Origin of the sequence: Chitinophaga agri (genome assembly GCF_010093065.1) — a bacterium.
In the GTDB taxonomy this organism is placed as follows: Bacteria; Bacteroidota; Bacteroidia; order Chitinophagales; family Chitinophagaceae; genus Chitinophaga; species Chitinophaga agri.
On the sequence record NZ_CP048113.1, the window covers coordinates 1,492,148 to 1,508,574 of the forward strand.

Genomic DNA, 16,427 nt, shown 5'->3' on the forward strand with positions numbered 1-16,427 from the left:
ATTTATCGCCAACCGCCCCCCAGGGAACGGTAAAGATCTACTACTGCATACAACTGATCTCTTCTGAGATTGCTCACTTCGAGTTCACTCTGCAGTACATTACTTTGTGCGATGATCACTTCCAGATAGGTGGCGCGTCCGCTCTGGAAGAGCTGATTGGCATTGGATACCGCCTGTTGCAGCGTATGCACCTTGTTGGAAGCTATATCATATTGCGATTTGAGTTTGTCAATCTTCACCAACGCGTCGGACACTTCACCAACTGCTTCCAGTACGCTCTGGCGGAAACGTATAACAGACTGCTCACGCTGGATCTTTGCCACTTCGAATTGTGTCTTCAGGTTCTTACGGTCAAACAGCGGTTGCACGATCGCGCCTGACGCCAGTCCGAAGAGAGACGTGGGCACCTGGAACCAGTCACTGAATTTCACTGCATTCACCCCACCACTGGCCGTGATCACCAGGGAAGGATACATATTGGCTTTTGCCACCCCTACCCTTGCATTGGCAATGGTCAGTGCCAGTTCACTACTTCTTACATCAGGTCGGTGACTTAACAGATCGGATGGCACACCGGCAGACAGCTTATCCGTAAGTGGATAATCATTCAACTTCGTCTGTCTGTCTATCTCAGCAGGTAACTCACCAGAAAGTATCCGCAGGGCGTTCTCCTGCACGGTCATATCCTGCTCTATCTGCGGTATCAGTTGTGCGGCCGTCAGCTGTTGCGCTTCTGCCTGTTGTACGGCCACCAGTGTTGTTTGTCCGGCGTCATACTGTAAGCGGATAATACGCAGTGTGCTGTCGTTCAACTGTACATTACGTTGCGCTACTGCCAGCTGCTCATCCAGCATTAGCAGATTATAATACGCCTTCGACACGGTTGCAACGATATCTGTTTGCAACAGCTTACGCGACTCATCTGTCTGCAGATAGGCAGCCAGCGCTTCTTTTTTCTGATTCCTTATTTTCCCCCATATATCTGCTTCCCAGGCAAACTGAATATTCGCGCTATAATCTTCCAGGTGTTGTGTACCCAGGAACTGACTCAGACTGATCCCATTTAAGCTATTATCTGATGGCCTTGTGGTACCCGCCGTTACATTCAGTTTTGCTGAAGGCAGATTTAACAGTTTTGCCTGTCTCATTTGCAACCGGGCGGCTTCCACATTCAGGATGGCCACCTGCATATCAAAATTCTTTTTGATGGCATTGCTGATCAGTCCTTTGAGTGTAGCGTCAGTGAAGAAGCTATCCCATGGAAGATCCGCAACAGTGGTTGTATCTGTCTGCACACTGTTTCTGAAAGCAGCAGGCAGCTCCGGTTTGGGAGTCGGTGTATCTTTTGATACTTTACATGCTTCCAGCAGACCGACACTCAGCAATCCAATTAAAAAATATTTATTTATCTGTGCTTTCATACTAATTCCGGTTTTGCAACTTTCTCCTTTTCATTGTTTATTACGGTAACGGGCGTACCACTGATCTTTTCCTGCAGATACTGGAAGATGACGAACAGTACCGGAATGACAAACAGTCCGAGTACAACACCACTCACCATACCACCTGCAGCGCCGATGCTGATAGAGTGGTTACCGATCGCAGAAGGACCATTGTCGCTCATCATCGGTATCAGCCCCACTACGAATGCCAGAGAAGTCATCAGGATCGGACGTAAACGCAGTCTGGCAGCTTCTATTGCAGCATGTACCAGGTTCTTACCCGCCCTTCTTCGCTGTGCCGCATATTCTATGATCAGGATCGCGTTCTTCGCCAGTAACCCGATCAGCATCACCAATGCTACCTGCACATAAATGTTGTTAGAAATATCAGCATAACGGATAGACAGGAACACACCCAGGATACCGGTAGGGATAGAAAGGATCACAGCCAGCGGCAGGATGTAACTTTCGTATTGCGCAGCCAGCAGGAAATATACGAACAACAGACACAGTGAGAAGATGATCACTGACTGTCCATTCGAAGAGATCTCTTCTCTCGTCATGCCGGAGAATTCGAAGGAATACCCCGCCGGCAGGTATTGTGCACCAACTTCCTCTACCGCCTTGATCGCATCACCGGAGCTATAACCTGGTTTCGCAATCACGTTCAATCCGATAGAGTTGAACAGGTTATAACGGGAAGTTGTTTCCGGTCCATATACTCTTTTCAGGTTCACCAGTGACTTAACCGGCACCATCTCTCCCAGCCTGTTCTTTACAAAGATGCCTTCCATAGATACCGGCGCTGCACGTTCATCTTTTTCTGCCTGCATCATCACCCTGTAGTATTTACCGAAGCGGTTGAAGTCACCCGCCTGTGTACTACCGAAGTAGGCGCCCATCGTCTGCAACAGGTCTTTCACATTCACATTTAACTGTTCAGACTTCTCCGCATCTACTTCTATTTCATATTGCGGATAATCCGCGCGGAAGGAAGTAAACGCTACCGCTATTTCAGGACGTTTCATCAATTCACTGATAAAGCCCATCGCGATACCACTGAACTTCTCCAGCTTACCACTGGTCTTGTCCTGCAATACCATGTCAAGTGCATCTACGTTACTGAAACCAGGCACTGTCGGGAAAGTAAATACGAAGAAGCTACCGTCTTTAATTGTAGCCAGCTTGCCTCTTACCTGGTCCATGATGGCGTTAATGTCCTTTACTTCTCCCCTTTCTTTCGCAGGTTTAAGCAGAATGAAGGCAACACCTGCAGATGGACTGGATGACTGGGTCAGGATGTTAAATCCGGACAGTCCCATTAATGTTCTTTTGGAAGGAAGATCGCCCAATACTTTCTCCATTTCCTTGATCACTGCCGTGGACCTGTCTAACGAAGCTCCCGGCGGCATAGACATAGAGATCGCGATAAAACCCTGGTCTTCCGAAGGAATAAATCCGGTCGGGGTTTTTCTCACGAGGAACACCGTTGCTACAATCACCACCACGAGACCTACAATGCTCACCCATTTATGACGGATGAGGAAGCGCAGACTATTCACGTACTTGCTGGTCAGCCGGTCGAAACCCTTATTGAATCCGGCAAAGAACTTCTCTTTGAAAGTTGCTTTATGTCCGTCGTCATGCGTACCGTGATGTGTCTCCTTCAGGAACAGGGCCGCCAGTGCAGGGCTCAGTGTCAATGCGTTCACGGCAGAGATCACGATGGCAATGGCCAGTGTGAAGGCGAACTGACGATAGAACACGCCAGTAGATCCTTCCATAAAACCTACAGGCAGGAACACAGCCGACATTACCAGCGTAATGGAAACGATCGCACCACTGATCTCACTCATTGCTGAAATAGTCGCAGCTTTGGGTGAGAGATGTTTCTTTTCCATTTTCGAGTGTACTGCCTCGACGACGACGATCGCGTCATCCACCACTATACCGATGGCCAGCACCAATGCAAACAGCGTCAGCAGGTTGATGGAGAAACCAAGCATAGAGATGAAGAAGAAAGTACCAATGATCGCAACGGGTACCGCGATAGCCGGGATCAAGGTGGAGCGGAAATCCTGCAGGAAGATAAATACCACAATGAACACCAGAATGAACGCTTCTATCAGCGTGTGTTTTACCTGCTCTATAGACTGGTCAAGCGTATCTTTAGTATTGTAAAGGATCAGGTATTTTACGCCTTTAGGGAAGTCTTTGGATACCTTTTCCATCAGTTTCATGATGTTGATCTGGATCTCGTTGGAGTTCGAACCTGCCAGCTGGAAGGAGGCGATGTTCACACCAGGCATGCCATTCGTACGGGTATAGTTGCCGTAAGTGTAGGCACCAAATTCTACTTTGGCCACATCTTTCAGTCGCAGGAAGGAGCCGTCTCCGTTGGACTTGATGACGATATTCTCATAGTCTTCCGGCTTGGTCAGCTTACCCTTGTATTTGATCACATATTCAAATGACTCCGTACTGCTTTCACCGAATTTACCAGGTGCGGCTTCCAGGCTCTTATCCTGTATAGCGCCCATCACTTCTTTGGGAGAAAGGTTGTAGGCAGCCATTTGTTTAGGATTCAGCCACACCCTCATGGAGTAGTCCTTGTTACCACCAAAGATGATAGACTGTCCTACACCTGGAATACGTTTGATCTCAGGAATGATATTGATCTGTGCATAGTTAGCCAGGAAGGTCTGGTCGTATACCTTCGGATCTTCAGAATAGAGGTCTACGACCATCAGCAAACTATTCTGTTGTTTGGCCGTAGTTACACCCGCCTGTATCACTTCAGCGGGCAACTGCGCAGTGGCCTGTGCAACCCTGTTCTGTACGTTTACGGCTGCCTGATCGGGGTCTGTACCCAGTTTAAAGTAGACAGTGATCACCAGGGATCCGTCATTACTGGCGGTAGAACTCATGTAGATCATGTTTTCTACCCCATTGATCGCCTCTTCCAGAGAAGGGGCGACAGAACGCAGAATCGTTTCTGCGTTGGCACCCGGGTACAGGGCTGTCACCTGTACAGCGGGAGGAGCGATATCAGGGAATTTCTGGAGTGGCAGTTTTACCAGCCCAAGGATACCCAGTATCACCATTATGATTGAGATCACCGTTGCGAGAACGGGTCTTTGAATGAATTTCTGCAACATAAGTTTCAATTTTTAGAAGAAGGACTATCTTGATCAGCGCTGAGCGGTCTTAGCCTTTTCCGGTTTAATTTCCATGCCTTCTTTCAAACGATCTACACCACTTACAACGATCCTGTCACCTGCTTTGACACCGTCTGTTACCAGGTAGTCGTTACCACTGTTGCCGGTTACGGTGATCGCCTGACGAACCGTCTTATTGGCTTTGTCGAGGGTGTATACAAATACCCTGTCCTGTATTTCTACCGTAGCTGCCTGCGGTACGAGGATAGCGTTTTTATACTCACGCTGCAGTCTGACCTTACCGGTATTGCCGGTACGGATGGTACCTTTTCCATTAGGGAATACAGCTCTCAGGGTGATGGCGCCGGTATTCTTTTCGAACTGGCCATCTATCATGTCTACCTTACCCTTTTCTTCGTACACATGGTTATCGGCGAGCACGAGTACTACAGGCGGCAGGTTTTTCAGTTTTTCTTCCAGCGTGGAGCCGGCATAGTTATCTTTAAAGCTGAAGAAGTCGCCTTCGCTAAGTGAGAAGTAAGCATAGATCTCGTGTACGTCCGACAGTTTGGTCAACGGCTCCGGATCATTCAGGGAGATCAGTGCGCCGGCTTTTTTAGGAATACGACCGATGTAGCCACTTACAGGAGCGGTAATATTCGTATAACCTACATTGATAGTGGCAGCAGCCACCAGTGCTTTCGCCTGTTCAACATTGGCGGTGGCTACTTCATAAGCTGTTTTAGCAGTACGCAGCTGTATTTCAGACACCACTTTGCTATTTACCAGCGGCGTTACTTTATCTATTTCCAGTTGCGCGTTCAACACAGCTGCTTCAGCGGCATGCAAGGAAGCTTTTGCGTTGTTCAGTTGTTCACGGTAGCGATGTTCATCGATTTTGAATAACGGCTGACCAGCTTTCACATAAGCGCCTTCATCCACATATACTTTTTCGAGGTAACCATCTACCTGTGAGCGGATCTCTACGTTCACCTTTCCTTCCAGTGATGCTGTATAGTCATTTTCTGTACTGGCGTCGGCTGCTCCAATGGTTACCACTTCTGCCGGTGTGGCGGCAGGCGCTTCATTATGTGCAGCGGAGGGCTGACAGCTGTACAATCCCATCAGAATGATGATGACAAGCAAGCTCCGGTTTAATACGTCTTTTTTCATGTTATGATTGTTGTGTGTAATTGACAAAAGAATCCCCCTTTCGCATATTGACTATGCAATCAGATAGCGGCAGTTAATACATGTAATGCCCGTTATCAATGCTCAGGAAAGCATCAATTACAGATAGTTGTCGTTGAAGGTAAGCGTGTAGGTTCACGGTGATGGTCAGCACCACGTGAAGAGTGTCGGATCAGCGGAATGGCCGCACAATGGATATAGCCGGTATTTGCCAGCAGTCCTGTGCCTGTTATTACAGGACACAGGATGAATGTATTGCAGTATTGAAACGATCGTTTCAGAATAAGGGCAAAAAAAAGAGCAGTTCTTAAAATGAACTCCTCAGGTGTTTTTTGGTATATGTTGCCATCCCTTTCACGAGATCAACATCCTTAAACTGAAGATAAGACTGTTTCCAGCCACAAAAGCCGTTAAAGATAATATGTGCCAGCACAACGGGATCTTTGTCATCTGACAGTTCACCCTGTTCTTTCGCACGTTTCAGCAGGTCGGTAAATATGCCAATCGTTCTTGCACTGGCCTGTTTAATAACGCTGCGGACTTCATCATCGTCTCCAGCCAGCTCAAAGGAAGACTTCATCCCCATACAACACTTGCAGTCGTATATCGTACCGGATACAAAGACGTCGATGATCTTTTCCATTGTTTCCAGCGGCGAGAGGTCCTTGAGCGTCAGCACCGATTCGTAGTCTTTTGCTGCCAGGTAACCATATGTCCGCAGACATTCCAGGAAAAGGTTATGTTTATCACCAAAAGAATTATACAAGCTGCTCCTGTTGATCTGCATAGCCTCTACCAGGTCCTGCATAGAAGTGGCGTTGTACCCCTTCTCCCAGAACACATCGAGCGCTTTGGCGATCTTTTCTTCAGGAATGAACTCTTTCTCTCTTGCCATAACGGGAACAAAGGTACATTCTGAAACGGTCGTTTCAAAATAATTTTTTCTTTACCGGACCTATGTGTAATGAAATATCTTATTTCAGATGCGGTATGCTCCCTGGAAAGCGGTCAGCCTACCCGGATTAATACTTAACCGGTGGTAGGCTACCGAATAATGCAAAAGCAGAGCGTCCAGCCATGCCGGACACTCTGCTTTTAAGGAGTACCTGGATGTGAACGCCTGATTTTAATACATTAGAAGTTAAACAGACAGGTCAGGCCGCCAATGTGTGCTTTATAATCACCGGTGATCCCTTTCATATAAAAAGTGCTGATCTCAATGTTGTGACGTTTCTTTCTGCCAACACCGATACGCATACCGATATTTGCAGCCGGTCCGGTAGTCGCCATGCTACGACTGTCTGTGTAATAACCGTAATACTCAGGGTCGTAATATTCTGACTCTACTGTACCCGCGTGCAGACCATAACCAGCACCAACATAAAATCCCATCCTGCTCTGACAACCCTGTGCCGAACCAGCCCCAAAGTTGAAGTTCACCATTACGGGTGCATTGACCATGTAACCAAACATACTCTCTTCATCCCAACCGTAATAGCTGTCATAAGTTGCATTGTAGGTAGCCGAAAAACCGACACTCAGGGGAATGCCTACAGAAATGGAGGTGTTCTCTGATTCCGCAAAACTGATACGCGGAGAATAGGTAAATACAGTACTGGCTTTAGTGTTCGTATGGGAGGCACCTTCTACAAAAACACCGGTACCGATGCCGTTGATAAAACGCTGTGCATGTGAGGATGTAATGCCTGCCAGGCATACGGCGGCTAACAAGAATACTCGTTTCATTGATAAAGGGACTTAATTAATAATGCTATAATATACCAAAGATACTGTGCGCCCATTAAACCGGGAAATAAGTTATTGAAAATAAGTAGTAAACACCTCTTTTGTTTATCAGTGAAAGTTACCGCACCTTTGCAACACCAGATGACCGGATACCTATGGTTTTATATGTACTCCTATGAGCCTTCACCTATGACCCTGCTACCCGGTGCTACTGTTAAATATCCCTGAAAATGAACTATAAGATCATACAGGATGAGTCTATGTTACGCTCGTTCATCAACTGGCTGCCCGACCTGGAAGAAGGGGAAGCCTATTACGTCTCACTGCTGGCCAGAAGTAAGTATGCTGATGCGATAAAATCAGATAAACAACAACTGAAACGCTTTACCAGCAGAAAAGAAGACCTCTATTCAAAAATACTCCAGCTGGAATGCCCGGTTGGCGCGTATACCCAAAAAGGAACGCCTATCCCGCAGGAAGCGCTGGCTATTTATATCACCCCTAATCCGAGAAGTCTGTATGACGCTATGTTCAGCGGATTGACTGCACTGGCCCAATGCATCCAACAGCAGAAGCGACATGCTAATCCGCACCAGGAGGTGATGAATGAAATTCAGAAGAATAAGAGCAGAAGTTGTTTCGTGGATTTCGATTTTGACTACAAGGGAGAAGACTTTGCGGATCATCTGAAACAGCAGGTCTACGCTTGTACCGGTGAATCGGCGAACGTGCAGTTTATCGAAACCAGAGGTGGTTTTCATGTACTCGTCGATCCGTTATCGATAGAAGAGCCTTACCGTAAACGCTGGTACCAGGGCATCGCGCAGTTACCTCATGTCGATCAGACCGGCGACCAGATGATACCCATACCCGGTTGTTCACAGGGTGGCTTTGTACCGCAAATGCTGTAACCAGTAACTATATAGAGAAAGTCGGAGCAATGCAATCTCCGGCTTTTCTATTATTTCGCTTTCATACTTTCCTGGTAGCCTTTATAGTCAGAATAAGGCTCATCAGACCTGCTATTCAGCTTCAGGTATATAAAGCCCTGCCGATTGTCCAGTATGACGTTAAAATGGCTTAATACCTGGTTTCCAATAAGCGTGGGCCGGCTACTCCCTGGCATATTGGGGTCCTGCGCATTGGTTACAATATCCGGGAATTTAACACCTGCTATTTCCGCGTTTAATCGTACGATCTTTCTGCCATTCACTGTAGTCAGACTGTCCAGCTTATCCCAGAGGCCTTCATACGCCGTAAAATCGCTACCAAGTGCCATGGTGGCATCGCGTCCTGTATCAAACAGGAACCAGAAAGAATAACGCTTCCCTCCCACTTCTGTTACGGCCTGGAACCTTGGCCTGTCCTGCTCGAACCATACGGGCATAACGCTGTAATACCGCGAATAGTTCGGTAATCCTTTATGAATGATCAGCAGGCTGCGATCGTAATCGATCTCCACGATCTTATCCATGAATAATGAATTACCGATGATCAGGTCTTCCTGAGGCTGCATATTGCCGACCTGTACCAGTTTCACTGGTCCCCATTTAATATCCGCGATCCTGAGTGTATTGTTACTGCTGGTGAGTGTCTTGTTGGTCCCCTGTGTATTGGTGACCATCGTATTGCCGTCAAACTGAATACCCAGTTTTTCGGCCGACTGGCGGTTTACAGCGCTGGCGCCCGCTCCGAGATCAAACTGTATATTGACAGGCTTATTGTTCAAAAATCCCTTCAGATAGATACGGGAACCATGCAATGTGAAAGGAATAGTGTCTCTCGCAGGATTTTTTCCGATGCCTCTTACCTGCCGTAGCGTGTCTCTGAGAGCGGCTATACGGATAAAACAACTGTCCTTACCATTGAGCAGTACCACCAGGTCATAACTCCTACCTGGCTTTGTATCAACAGTAAAGCTATCCAGGTCTGTTTTAACTGTCACCGTTCCCGGCTTACCCGGCACATTCATATAGTAGATATCAGGTCTGACAGCAGGATCGAGATACCAGTCAAGCTTCGGATACGGTTCATCGATGATGCTTGCCTTATCAGTATTGGCTTTTATAACGCGTAATACCCGCTGCGCATGTGCCAGATGAGACAGGCACAGGAGTAGTACCAGGCTGGAGAAAAGTCTATTATGTTTCATGATGAGGTAGCTGTTCAATCCGTATGCCAGGTGAAGTTAATATTAATAATCAATCAATTACCAAACTTAGATTTGTGCAGATGTTCATTGTTGAACGGTACCTGTTCGTTTACGTGTAACCGGGAGCATCGCCTATTTTTTTTTCTTCTTTTCCCACTCCTGGTGTAACTGGTAAACCAGTTGGCGGTTGGCATTCGATTCAAGCCAGATGGTGGTTCTGGTAAATTCTTTTTTAGTTTCCAGCACAGGCAGGGTATCAGGTGCTGCCTTCATGTCACTTACACTCACCCACCTGTCTGCCGTTGAATTACGCAGCGACTCCATACTGGTGCTGGCTATCGTCTGAATAGTATATACCCCCGGTGTTACATAGTGCAGGACCATTTCCGTCTTAGGTTCGATGAAGGCTATCCTGGATTTCGTGCCGTCCAGCGGGGTTAACGTAAATTTGGCGGCCTTATCCAGTGTATTGATAATTTTAATAAGAGAAGCGCCGTCATCCTCCCCTAGCCGGAGGGTTTTCTGCGCATCTTTTTTACCTGCATTGGCTCCGTCTATGGTTGTGAATGACTGCGGTGCATCTTTTACCAATCCATTCGGGCTGCCGAATTGCTGCTGTCGCGCTCTCTCCCGCTGGCCACTGGTGCCCATCACATACACGATCAGCAAGCCGGCTGCGGCGATCAGGTAAGGAGCGATCCTGAATCCGGGTTTGCTGGCAATTTCTGCTTCCAGCATGCCGTGATTGTTGTTGATAGTTTGTAAGGTCTCTGGTGTCAGCCCTTTGATCTGACGGGCAAGGTCCCAATAGATCATGTGGTCCGTCTTTCCATTGTGCTTGGCCCAAACCGTCAGTGCTAACTCCTGCAATGCCAGGGCAATGGTGTTCCGGAGTTCATCCAGGGGCCCTTCGGCAGTATTGATCTCATCCACATTGATATGACTGGCTGTCCATTTTTTTAATGTTGACAGCGAGATCATATGCGTATTGATCGCATGTTTCTGCGCGAGAATATCATCAAGCAGCGCCATGTATGATTTAACAACTGGAATGTAACGGGGGTCGTTCAGGTCCGGCTGTGATGCCGCGGAACCATTAAAGCTGGTATGCATGTCAGGTTAATAGGGATAGTTCGTGGCAAAATTAACGATATAATATCATTTTTTTACAATTAGCTTCGATAGCATACCGCATATTGATTACCAACACACAATTACGCCTTCCATTCATCCGGATTGCACAACTATCGCTTTAACGACCATAATTGCCCATCTGGCGATTGACACCCGTTCACGCCACGAACGAGTGCTAGCTTTAGGTCGCTGATCAATACAATAGTGACGTCACAAAGCAGCATCAGTTTTAAGGCCACCCATTTACTCACGCTTAATCTTTGTCGTATGAAAGAGATCATACATAAACCCGGCGCCATTACCCGTTGGTTTGAACATGACATATCACTTAACCTCGGTTTCAGAGAAAGCGGCATCCGCGCCATCTGCGGAATAGTGCTGGTATTCATCACTGCACTGGTGTACCGTCACGGTATCTATTACATCATCCCGATCACGATATACCTTTATATCAGCGCAATGGCACATTTCTGCGTCTTTAAATACATCTGGGTGCATATGCCTGCTCACAGCCTGTCTCAGACACGACTGGACTGGCCTTCTGACCTGGCAACACAAATAGATCCCTCACTGGGATAACCCTTACAATCCTTTCCTCCATATACTATCAAAACCAGATCATGACCGCAATTATTTGCGCATGATCCTCAGGCACCGAAAGATCGAAAATCACTATCTGTGCATTAAAACCGGGAACCATACGGTATAGGTGCGCAGCCTTTACATAGTAGCGAAGTAACGTGCCTGATCGATTCAAAGTGCGCCGGCATCATACACAGGGTATGGTGCCGGCTTTGCTGATCTCAATATATGCTACCGCTACAAGTATATTCAGTGGATATTAACATTAATTTACCAGCGCAGTAATTTTATAACAATATATTTGCTGACCATATTGTCAATAAAACCCTGGTGAACGAGTTATGCAGACAGCATCCACGAAAACCTTCAGCGTCACATTTCCCGATCTTTATCAATATGTAAAGGTCGCATGGGAAAGTATTAAAGCAGATCATACGGAGGGAAAAGACTATGCCTCTTTCGCCGCTATTGGCCTGAGCGATGTCAGCTTCTATAAAAAATATCCCGGTACTGACTTCCTTACACGTTTTCAGGCAAGCTGCCTGGAGCAACGTGGTAACGTTGAAGTGGTAGCAGATAAAACGCTACCTGTTGCGGGCCGGACGTCCTATATCAGAACGGCTACATCTACCGACGGGTTTTTCTTCTATTATTTCGCTGTTCTGCAGATCAGCAATGAATACTGCTATAATTTTACCGCCGATTGCGATACAGCCGAAGCTGCGCGTTTCGAGCCGATATTTGATGAAATATGGCAAAGCCTGCAATACTTCGGCGACCCGTCGGCGGCACTCAAAGAACAGCAGGCGGCCATTGACAACCTCCGCTCACCATACACCTCTTCCGATACAGGCGACGGCGTAGAAAAAGAAATCAGCCCTTTTACTATTCCAGCAGATGAACAAGGATACTGGGAATTCGGCGGCTATCGGTTCAATATACTCCCTGGCGATGGGAATGAGGTGCATATCGCTGATGTAGATGGTGCTTTGTACATCAAACTGGAAGGACAAGTGCCGGATTATGATACCGACAAACACGGACATCTGCTGAATGATTATGAACACGGAAAAGTATATCTGCAGTTCTATTTCAAAGGTATCTATCACAACGGCGTTCCAACAGGTACTTTTACCTTCAGGCAGGAAAGAGATGATACTCATCTGTCATACCTCTGGAAAGGTGGATTTCACTATAGTCTCGACTTCACCGGAGAAGCGACCCTGAGAGATGGCTGGCTGGGTGTAAACGGCTACTTCAACGATTATGAGATGAAGATCGCGAGTAAGTTACCTGATCATCTTAACTGGTCAAACTACCGCTTCCTTACTATAGATGAACTGGAGACGGCTCCCGCGGATATCGTCCGGCGTCTTCAGCTGACAGACCCCTATCCTGGTCAGCTGCATGAAGCACTATCTCCCCTCACTCAACTGGAAACGCTCTTCATCTGGTTTAAAGAAGGCAATAAGGCGGCCGAAGAGATCAAAGAGGTACCTAAGGCCATTAAGAAACTAAAGGCCCTTAAAGAGCTTAATTTGTCGGGGATGCATGCTATCACCCATATTCCTGAATGGATCGGTGAGCTGCACCAGCTGGAAACATTGCATCTTTCGAATAACGGTATCACCGGTATTCACCCACGCGTATTCCAGCTACCCAGACTTAAAAACTGCTATCTCTATAATAACCAGCTGCAATCCATCGCCCCTGGTTTACCGGAATCATTGGTTGTGCTGAACCTGGATAATAACCAGCTGACGACAGTACCCGACTCCCTCACCCGGATGAAAGCATTGACAGATCTAAGCCTGAATGATAATCCGCTGACACATTTACCCGCAGGACTGGAGAATATTGAAAATCTCCGCCTGGAAATGGACAAAAAACTCTCGCTCCTGAATTATACTTACATGGGCGCAGATAAACAGGGGACGATCAGTTATGACAACACACCCTACTTTGCACAGCATGATCCGGCTTTAACCAGCAGACTGGAAAAAGCGATTGCAGAAAAGGAATTGCTACCCTATAAACAGGGATTGATGCAGCTGGCGAGAAAGTCCGTCGCTTTTGCCACTACAGAGGAGGAAGACTACGGCACCACAGGTGGGTGCCGTTTTGGCGGATTGCCTGATCTTCCAGCCGGCATGCCTTATCCCACCTGTACAAACTATTCCGGCGAGACAAAAGGAATGCAATTCATCGCACAGATCAACTGTACGGCAATTGCCGGCCTGCAGGACTACCTGCCACGTACCGGCATACTCTATTTCTTCATCAAAGATCAGGAGGAACTATCGCCCGCTGTCATCCACTACAACGGGGACCTCTCCACTTTAATACCTGGGAATACCCTGGATATTTCTGAAGATTTCATCGCCGACCAGGCAGGTATCTATGCGTCATACAAAGTGGTTGCTGACAATTACCCTGACATCCCGTTCTTCTACAACGCACGTGACTATTACACATCAGCTGCACCTGCTCTAAAAGCGCTCGAAGAGCAGGATGAACTGGCTGACAGGACCAACGCACTGAAAACCGCATTGCATCCTTCCATCACGCCTGTACATAGCATTAACAGCTACGTGTTTAAACAGCATGATACACCGGAAAAGGAAGCAGCCAATGAACTGAGAGGAAAACCTGAGGAATGGATGGTATTGCTACGTGTGAGCAGTGATAATAATCCGGGATTCTGTTTCTGGGATGCTGGTGAGATCTATTTCGTCATTCATAAGAGTGACCTGGCGAAGCAGAATTTCTCAAATGTCTACGCGGGATTGGAAAGCAGTTGATCCTGTTTAATAAGCGGTATATACCGGTCCCCGGATAAATCATTGTCAGTGATGCATCTGAGGACCGTTTCATATGATAGATGCCTTTTCGGTCAATGTCGTGATCAGTTCATACCCGGTAGCGCGGGCGGTGCCGGTTTACGTACCTGGGTGGTCAGCGTCTTTAAAAAAGCTTCCAGTGCGTGCAGTTCTTCCTTATCAAGATTAAGTTTACGCAATACCGGAGACGGAACGGGTCTTTTGCTTTCATCTACCTGCACAAACTTCTGTATGGGAGAAGGATTGCCCAGGTTGTAATATTCGACCACGTCGCGCAAAGTCGGAAAATTACCATGGTGCATCCACGGGCCTGTCTGACCAACCTCTCTCAGCGAAGGGGTACGGAAGGCGCCTATATCCTCCTGTTTACCGGATAAATGATAATGCCCGAAGTCCTCCATCTTTGAGCCATACAGCGCCTGTCCGTCGTTGTGAAACTGGTTGTCAGAGAACAGCGGCGTGTTATGACAGTTGATGCAACGGGCCCTTGTCCTGAACAGGTGTAATCCTTTCACTTCTTCGTCAGACAGGAGTTCACTGCTGCCTGTCACAAACTTATCAAAGCGGCTGCTATTGCTGACAATACTCCTTTCGAAAGTAGCGATCGCATACTGTATTCTCCCGACAGTCACGGCTGCATCACCGAAAGCATCTTTAAACATCACAGCATATTCAGGAATGGCCTTAATATTAGCCTCCATCTGGGTCAGCGTTTGTGCCATCTCCACCTTATCCTGTACCGGGAACACGGCTTGTTGTTCGAGTGTAGTCGCGCGTCCATCCCAGAAAAAGTGCTTATAAAAGCCCACATTGAACAGCGTCATGGCATTCCGCTTGCCGGTCTGCCGGTTATGTCCGTAAGAGACCCGGCGGCCATCACCCCATCCCAGTTCGGGATCATGGCAGCTGGCACAGGAGAGCTGCAGCGACTTCGACATACGCGGATCGTAGAACAGCGTCCTTCCCAATACTTCCTTTTCTTTCGAATACGGATTGTAGTCAGGATATGACGGCCTGTCCAGTTTACCAATGTCTCTGAAGCCTATACGGGTAGCGCTATCGAGATCTGGTGCAGGCCATTTCGAAGGATCTCCGCTACTGTATAGCTGGCGTAGCTCTTCTATGGTGTATTGCGGAGCAGTCATGCTGATACCGGCCGCCCCCAGGAGTATGGCTCCTGATAGCAGACCGGCAACTAAAAAAATACGGGAAAATCGCATGTATCAGAGCGTAAGTTTATCTACACTAATTTTATAACTGTATTTGTTTTCTTTCTCGCCGCCAAAGCTGGAATCGTCGAAGTTCAGTTCCAGTTCTATCAACTTTGTATCGATATTGAAAGTACCGGTACCACTGAAACCGACATTGAAAGTAGTACCGTCTTTACGCGTCACCACGATGTCCTGCCTGATGGCTTCCACTTTGCCAGTATGAGCACCCGGTGCATCAGGTACCAGGCGCAGCGCTCTTGGTACATTGATCCGCGTAGTTTTAGCGCTCACCGAACCTCCACCTGCTTCTTCATTGTAGATACGCACCATATTGAAGAACGGCACGCCGCTTTCAGCGACATAATTATTTACAAACCCCAGTACGGTGGCATCGGAAGAATCAAGGACGGAAAAATGAGCGCCCAGCGACGCCCATTTACTGGTTGCCAGGTTATAATAATAGGTATTGGGCGCATAGAACGCTTCATTTTTAAACCAGGTGGCTGCTGGTGCATATGGCGCGATGCGAACAGCCATTTTACTTTTACTACCGCTTGCTACTGGCAGCTGAGTGGAGTCCACCATTACAAATACGGTACGTTTCGCTGTGGCCCAGGTATGGCTTACATTCAGTTCTACGCTTACCTTCAGCGGGCCCTCTGTGATAGTTGTTTTTGTCACCACAACAGAACTATCCGGTTTGCTGGTGGCAGAGTCGATCATCATCAGTTTGAATTTGCTTTCCAGTTCCGCCCTGGTCACACCACTTACCGGTATGTCCAGCCTGAAGGAAGTCGTCGCTGCATTCATATCTATATTCGTCGCGGTGTTGTCAAAGTCAATAGTTGCCGGTGGAAGAACGACTACAGGCGTATCTTTTTCGTCCTTGCTGCACGCTATCATTACCGTCAAACCTACGGCCATCATCATGTATTGTAAGTGCTGTTTCATAGTGTTTATTTATATTAATG

12 protein-coding genes are annotated in these 16,427 nt (G+C 47.4%); 3 read left to right on the plus strand and 9 right to left on the minus strand.

Going from position 1 to position 16,427, the window contains the following annotated elements; genetic code table 11:
- Positions 1–2 precede the first annotated feature (2 nt).
- The 5 genes from GWR21_RS05500 to GWR21_RS05520 all read right to left on the minus strand — a co-directional run bounded on the left by GWR21_RS05500 (position 3) and on the right by GWR21_RS05520 (position 7,537).
- Positions 3–1,421, minus strand: a complete 1,419-nt coding sequence (locus tag GWR21_RS05500) for a TolC family protein (RefSeq protein ID WP_162330768.1) — start codon at positions 1,419–1,421, stop codon at positions 3–5.
- The gene (locus GWR21_RS05505; RefSeq protein WP_162330769.1) at positions 1,418–4,600 is read right to left on the minus strand and encodes an efflux RND transporter permease subunit; all 3,183 of its coding nucleotides are present in this window, start codon (positions 4,598–4,600) and stop codon (positions 1,418–1,420) included. The genes GWR21_RS05500 and GWR21_RS05505 overlap by 4 nt, the downstream gene beginning before the upstream one ends.
- A 33-nt stretch (positions 4,601–4,633) precedes the next feature.
- On the minus strand, positions 4,634–5,773 hold the full coding sequence (locus GWR21_RS05510) for an efflux RND transporter periplasmic adaptor subunit (RefSeq protein WP_162330770.1): 1,140 nt from the start codon (positions 5,771–5,773) through the stop codon (positions 4,634–4,636).
- Positions 5,774–6,098: 325 nt separating this feature from the next.
- Positions 6,099–6,686: a TetR/AcrR family transcriptional regulator gene (locus tag GWR21_RS05515; RefSeq protein WP_162330771.1), complete on the minus strand. Its 588-nt coding sequence runs from the start codon at positions 6,684–6,686 to the stop codon at positions 6,099–6,101.
- Positions 6,687–6,925: 239 nt separating this feature from the next.
- The gene (locus GWR21_RS05520) at positions 6,926–7,537 is read right to left on the minus strand and encodes a hypothetical protein (protein ID WP_162330772.1); all 612 of its coding nucleotides are present in this window, start codon (positions 7,535–7,537) and stop codon (positions 6,926–6,928) included.
- 230 nt (positions 7,538–7,767) lie between these two features.
- Here GWR21_RS05520 and GWR21_RS05525 point away from each other — a divergent pair, with 230 nt between their 5' ends.
- Positions 7,768–8,448 carry a hypothetical protein gene (locus GWR21_RS05525; RefSeq protein WP_162330773.1) on the plus strand — a complete coding sequence of 227 codons (681 nt, stop codon included), beginning with the start codon at positions 7,768–7,770 and terminating at the stop codon, positions 8,446–8,448.
- Between the two features lie 50 nt (positions 8,449–8,498).
- Here GWR21_RS05525 and GWR21_RS05530 read toward each other — a convergent pair whose 3' ends face one another.
- Positions 8,499–9,689, minus strand: a complete 1,191-nt coding sequence (locus tag GWR21_RS05530) for a retropepsin-like aspartic protease (protein WP_162330774.1) — start codon at positions 9,687–9,689, stop codon at positions 8,499–8,501.
- A gap of 132 nt (positions 9,690–9,821) precedes the next feature.
- On the minus strand, positions 9,822–10,802 hold the full coding sequence (locus GWR21_RS05535) for a hypothetical protein (RefSeq protein WP_162330775.1): 981 nt from the start codon (positions 10,800–10,802) through the stop codon (positions 9,822–9,824).
- A gap of 288 nt (positions 10,803–11,090) precedes the next feature.
- On the opposite strand from GWR21_RS05535, the gene GWR21_RS05540 reads away from it, so the two are divergent.
- Positions 11,091–11,402: a hypothetical protein gene (locus tag GWR21_RS05540; protein WP_162330776.1), complete on the plus strand. Its 312-nt coding sequence runs from the start codon at positions 11,091–11,093 to the stop codon at positions 11,400–11,402.
- Positions 11,403–11,746: 344 nt separating this feature from the next.
- Positions 11,747–14,206 carry a DUF1963 domain-containing protein gene (locus tag GWR21_RS05545; RefSeq protein WP_238430207.1) on the plus strand — a complete coding sequence of 820 codons (2,460 nt, stop codon included), beginning with the start codon at positions 11,747–11,749 and terminating at the stop codon, positions 14,204–14,206.
- Positions 14,207–14,310: 104 nt separating this feature from the next.
- On the opposite strand, the gene GWR21_RS05550 is transcribed toward GWR21_RS05545, so the two are convergent.
- Both GWR21_RS05550 and GWR21_RS05555 read right to left on the minus strand, forming a co-directional pair.
- Positions 14,311–15,465, minus strand: coding sequence for a cytochrome-c peroxidase (locus GWR21_RS05550; RefSeq protein WP_162330777.1), 1,155 nt, complete (start codon positions 15,463–15,465; stop codon positions 14,311–14,313).
- A gap of 3 nt (positions 15,466–15,468) precedes the next feature.
- On the minus strand, positions 15,469–16,407 hold the full coding sequence (locus GWR21_RS05555; RefSeq protein ID WP_162330778.1) for a hypothetical protein: 939 nt from the start codon (positions 16,405–16,407) through the stop codon (positions 15,469–15,471).
- Positions 16,408–16,427: the final 20 nt, after the last annotated feature.

Excerpts from the sequence above, each read along its gene's own strand:
- GWR21_RS05510 (WP_162330770.1), bottom strand. The coding sequence starts at position 5,773 with ATGAAAAAAGACGTATTAAACCGGAGCTTGCTTGTCATCATCATTCTG.
- GWR21_RS05535 (WP_162330775.1), bottom strand. The coding sequence starts at position 10,802 with ATGCATACCAGCTTTAATGGTTCCGCGGCATCACAGCCGGACCTGAAC.
- GWR21_RS05515 (WP_162330771.1), bottom strand. The coding sequence starts at position 6,686 with ATGGCAAGAGAGAAAGAGTTCATTCCTGAAGAAAAGATCGCCAAAGCG.
- GWR21_RS05555 (WP_162330778.1), bottom strand. The coding sequence starts at position 16,407 with ATGAAACAGCACTTACAATACATGATGATGGCCGTAGGTTTGACGGTA.
- GWR21_RS05525 (WP_162330773.1), top strand. The coding sequence starts at position 7,768 with ATGAACTATAAGATCATACAGGATGAGTCTATGTTACGCTCGTTCATC.
- GWR21_RS05545 (WP_238430207.1), top strand. The coding sequence starts at position 11,747 with ATGCAGACAGCATCCACGAAAACCTTCAGCGTCACATTTCCCGATCTT.
- GWR21_RS05520 (WP_162330772.1), bottom strand. The coding sequence starts at position 7,537 with ATGAAACGAGTATTCTTGTTAGCCGCCGTATGCCTGGCAGGCATTACA.
- GWR21_RS05530 (WP_162330774.1), bottom strand. The coding sequence starts at position 9,689 with ATGAAACATAATAGACTTTTCTCCAGCCTGGTACTACTCCTGTGCCTG.
- GWR21_RS05505 (WP_162330769.1), bottom strand. The coding sequence starts at position 4,600 with ATGTTGCAGAAATTCATTCAAAGACCCGTTCTCGCAACGGTGATCTCA.
- GWR21_RS05540 (WP_162330776.1), top strand. The coding sequence starts at position 11,091 with ATGAAAGAGATCATACATAAACCCGGCGCCATTACCCGTTGGTTTGAA.
- GWR21_RS05550 (WP_162330777.1), bottom strand. The coding sequence starts at position 15,465 with ATGCGATTTTCCCGTATTTTTTTAGTTGCCGGTCTGCTATCAGGAGCC.
- GWR21_RS05500 (WP_162330768.1), bottom strand. The coding sequence starts at position 1,421 with ATGAAAGCACAGATAAATAAATATTTTTTAATTGGATTGCTGAGTGTC.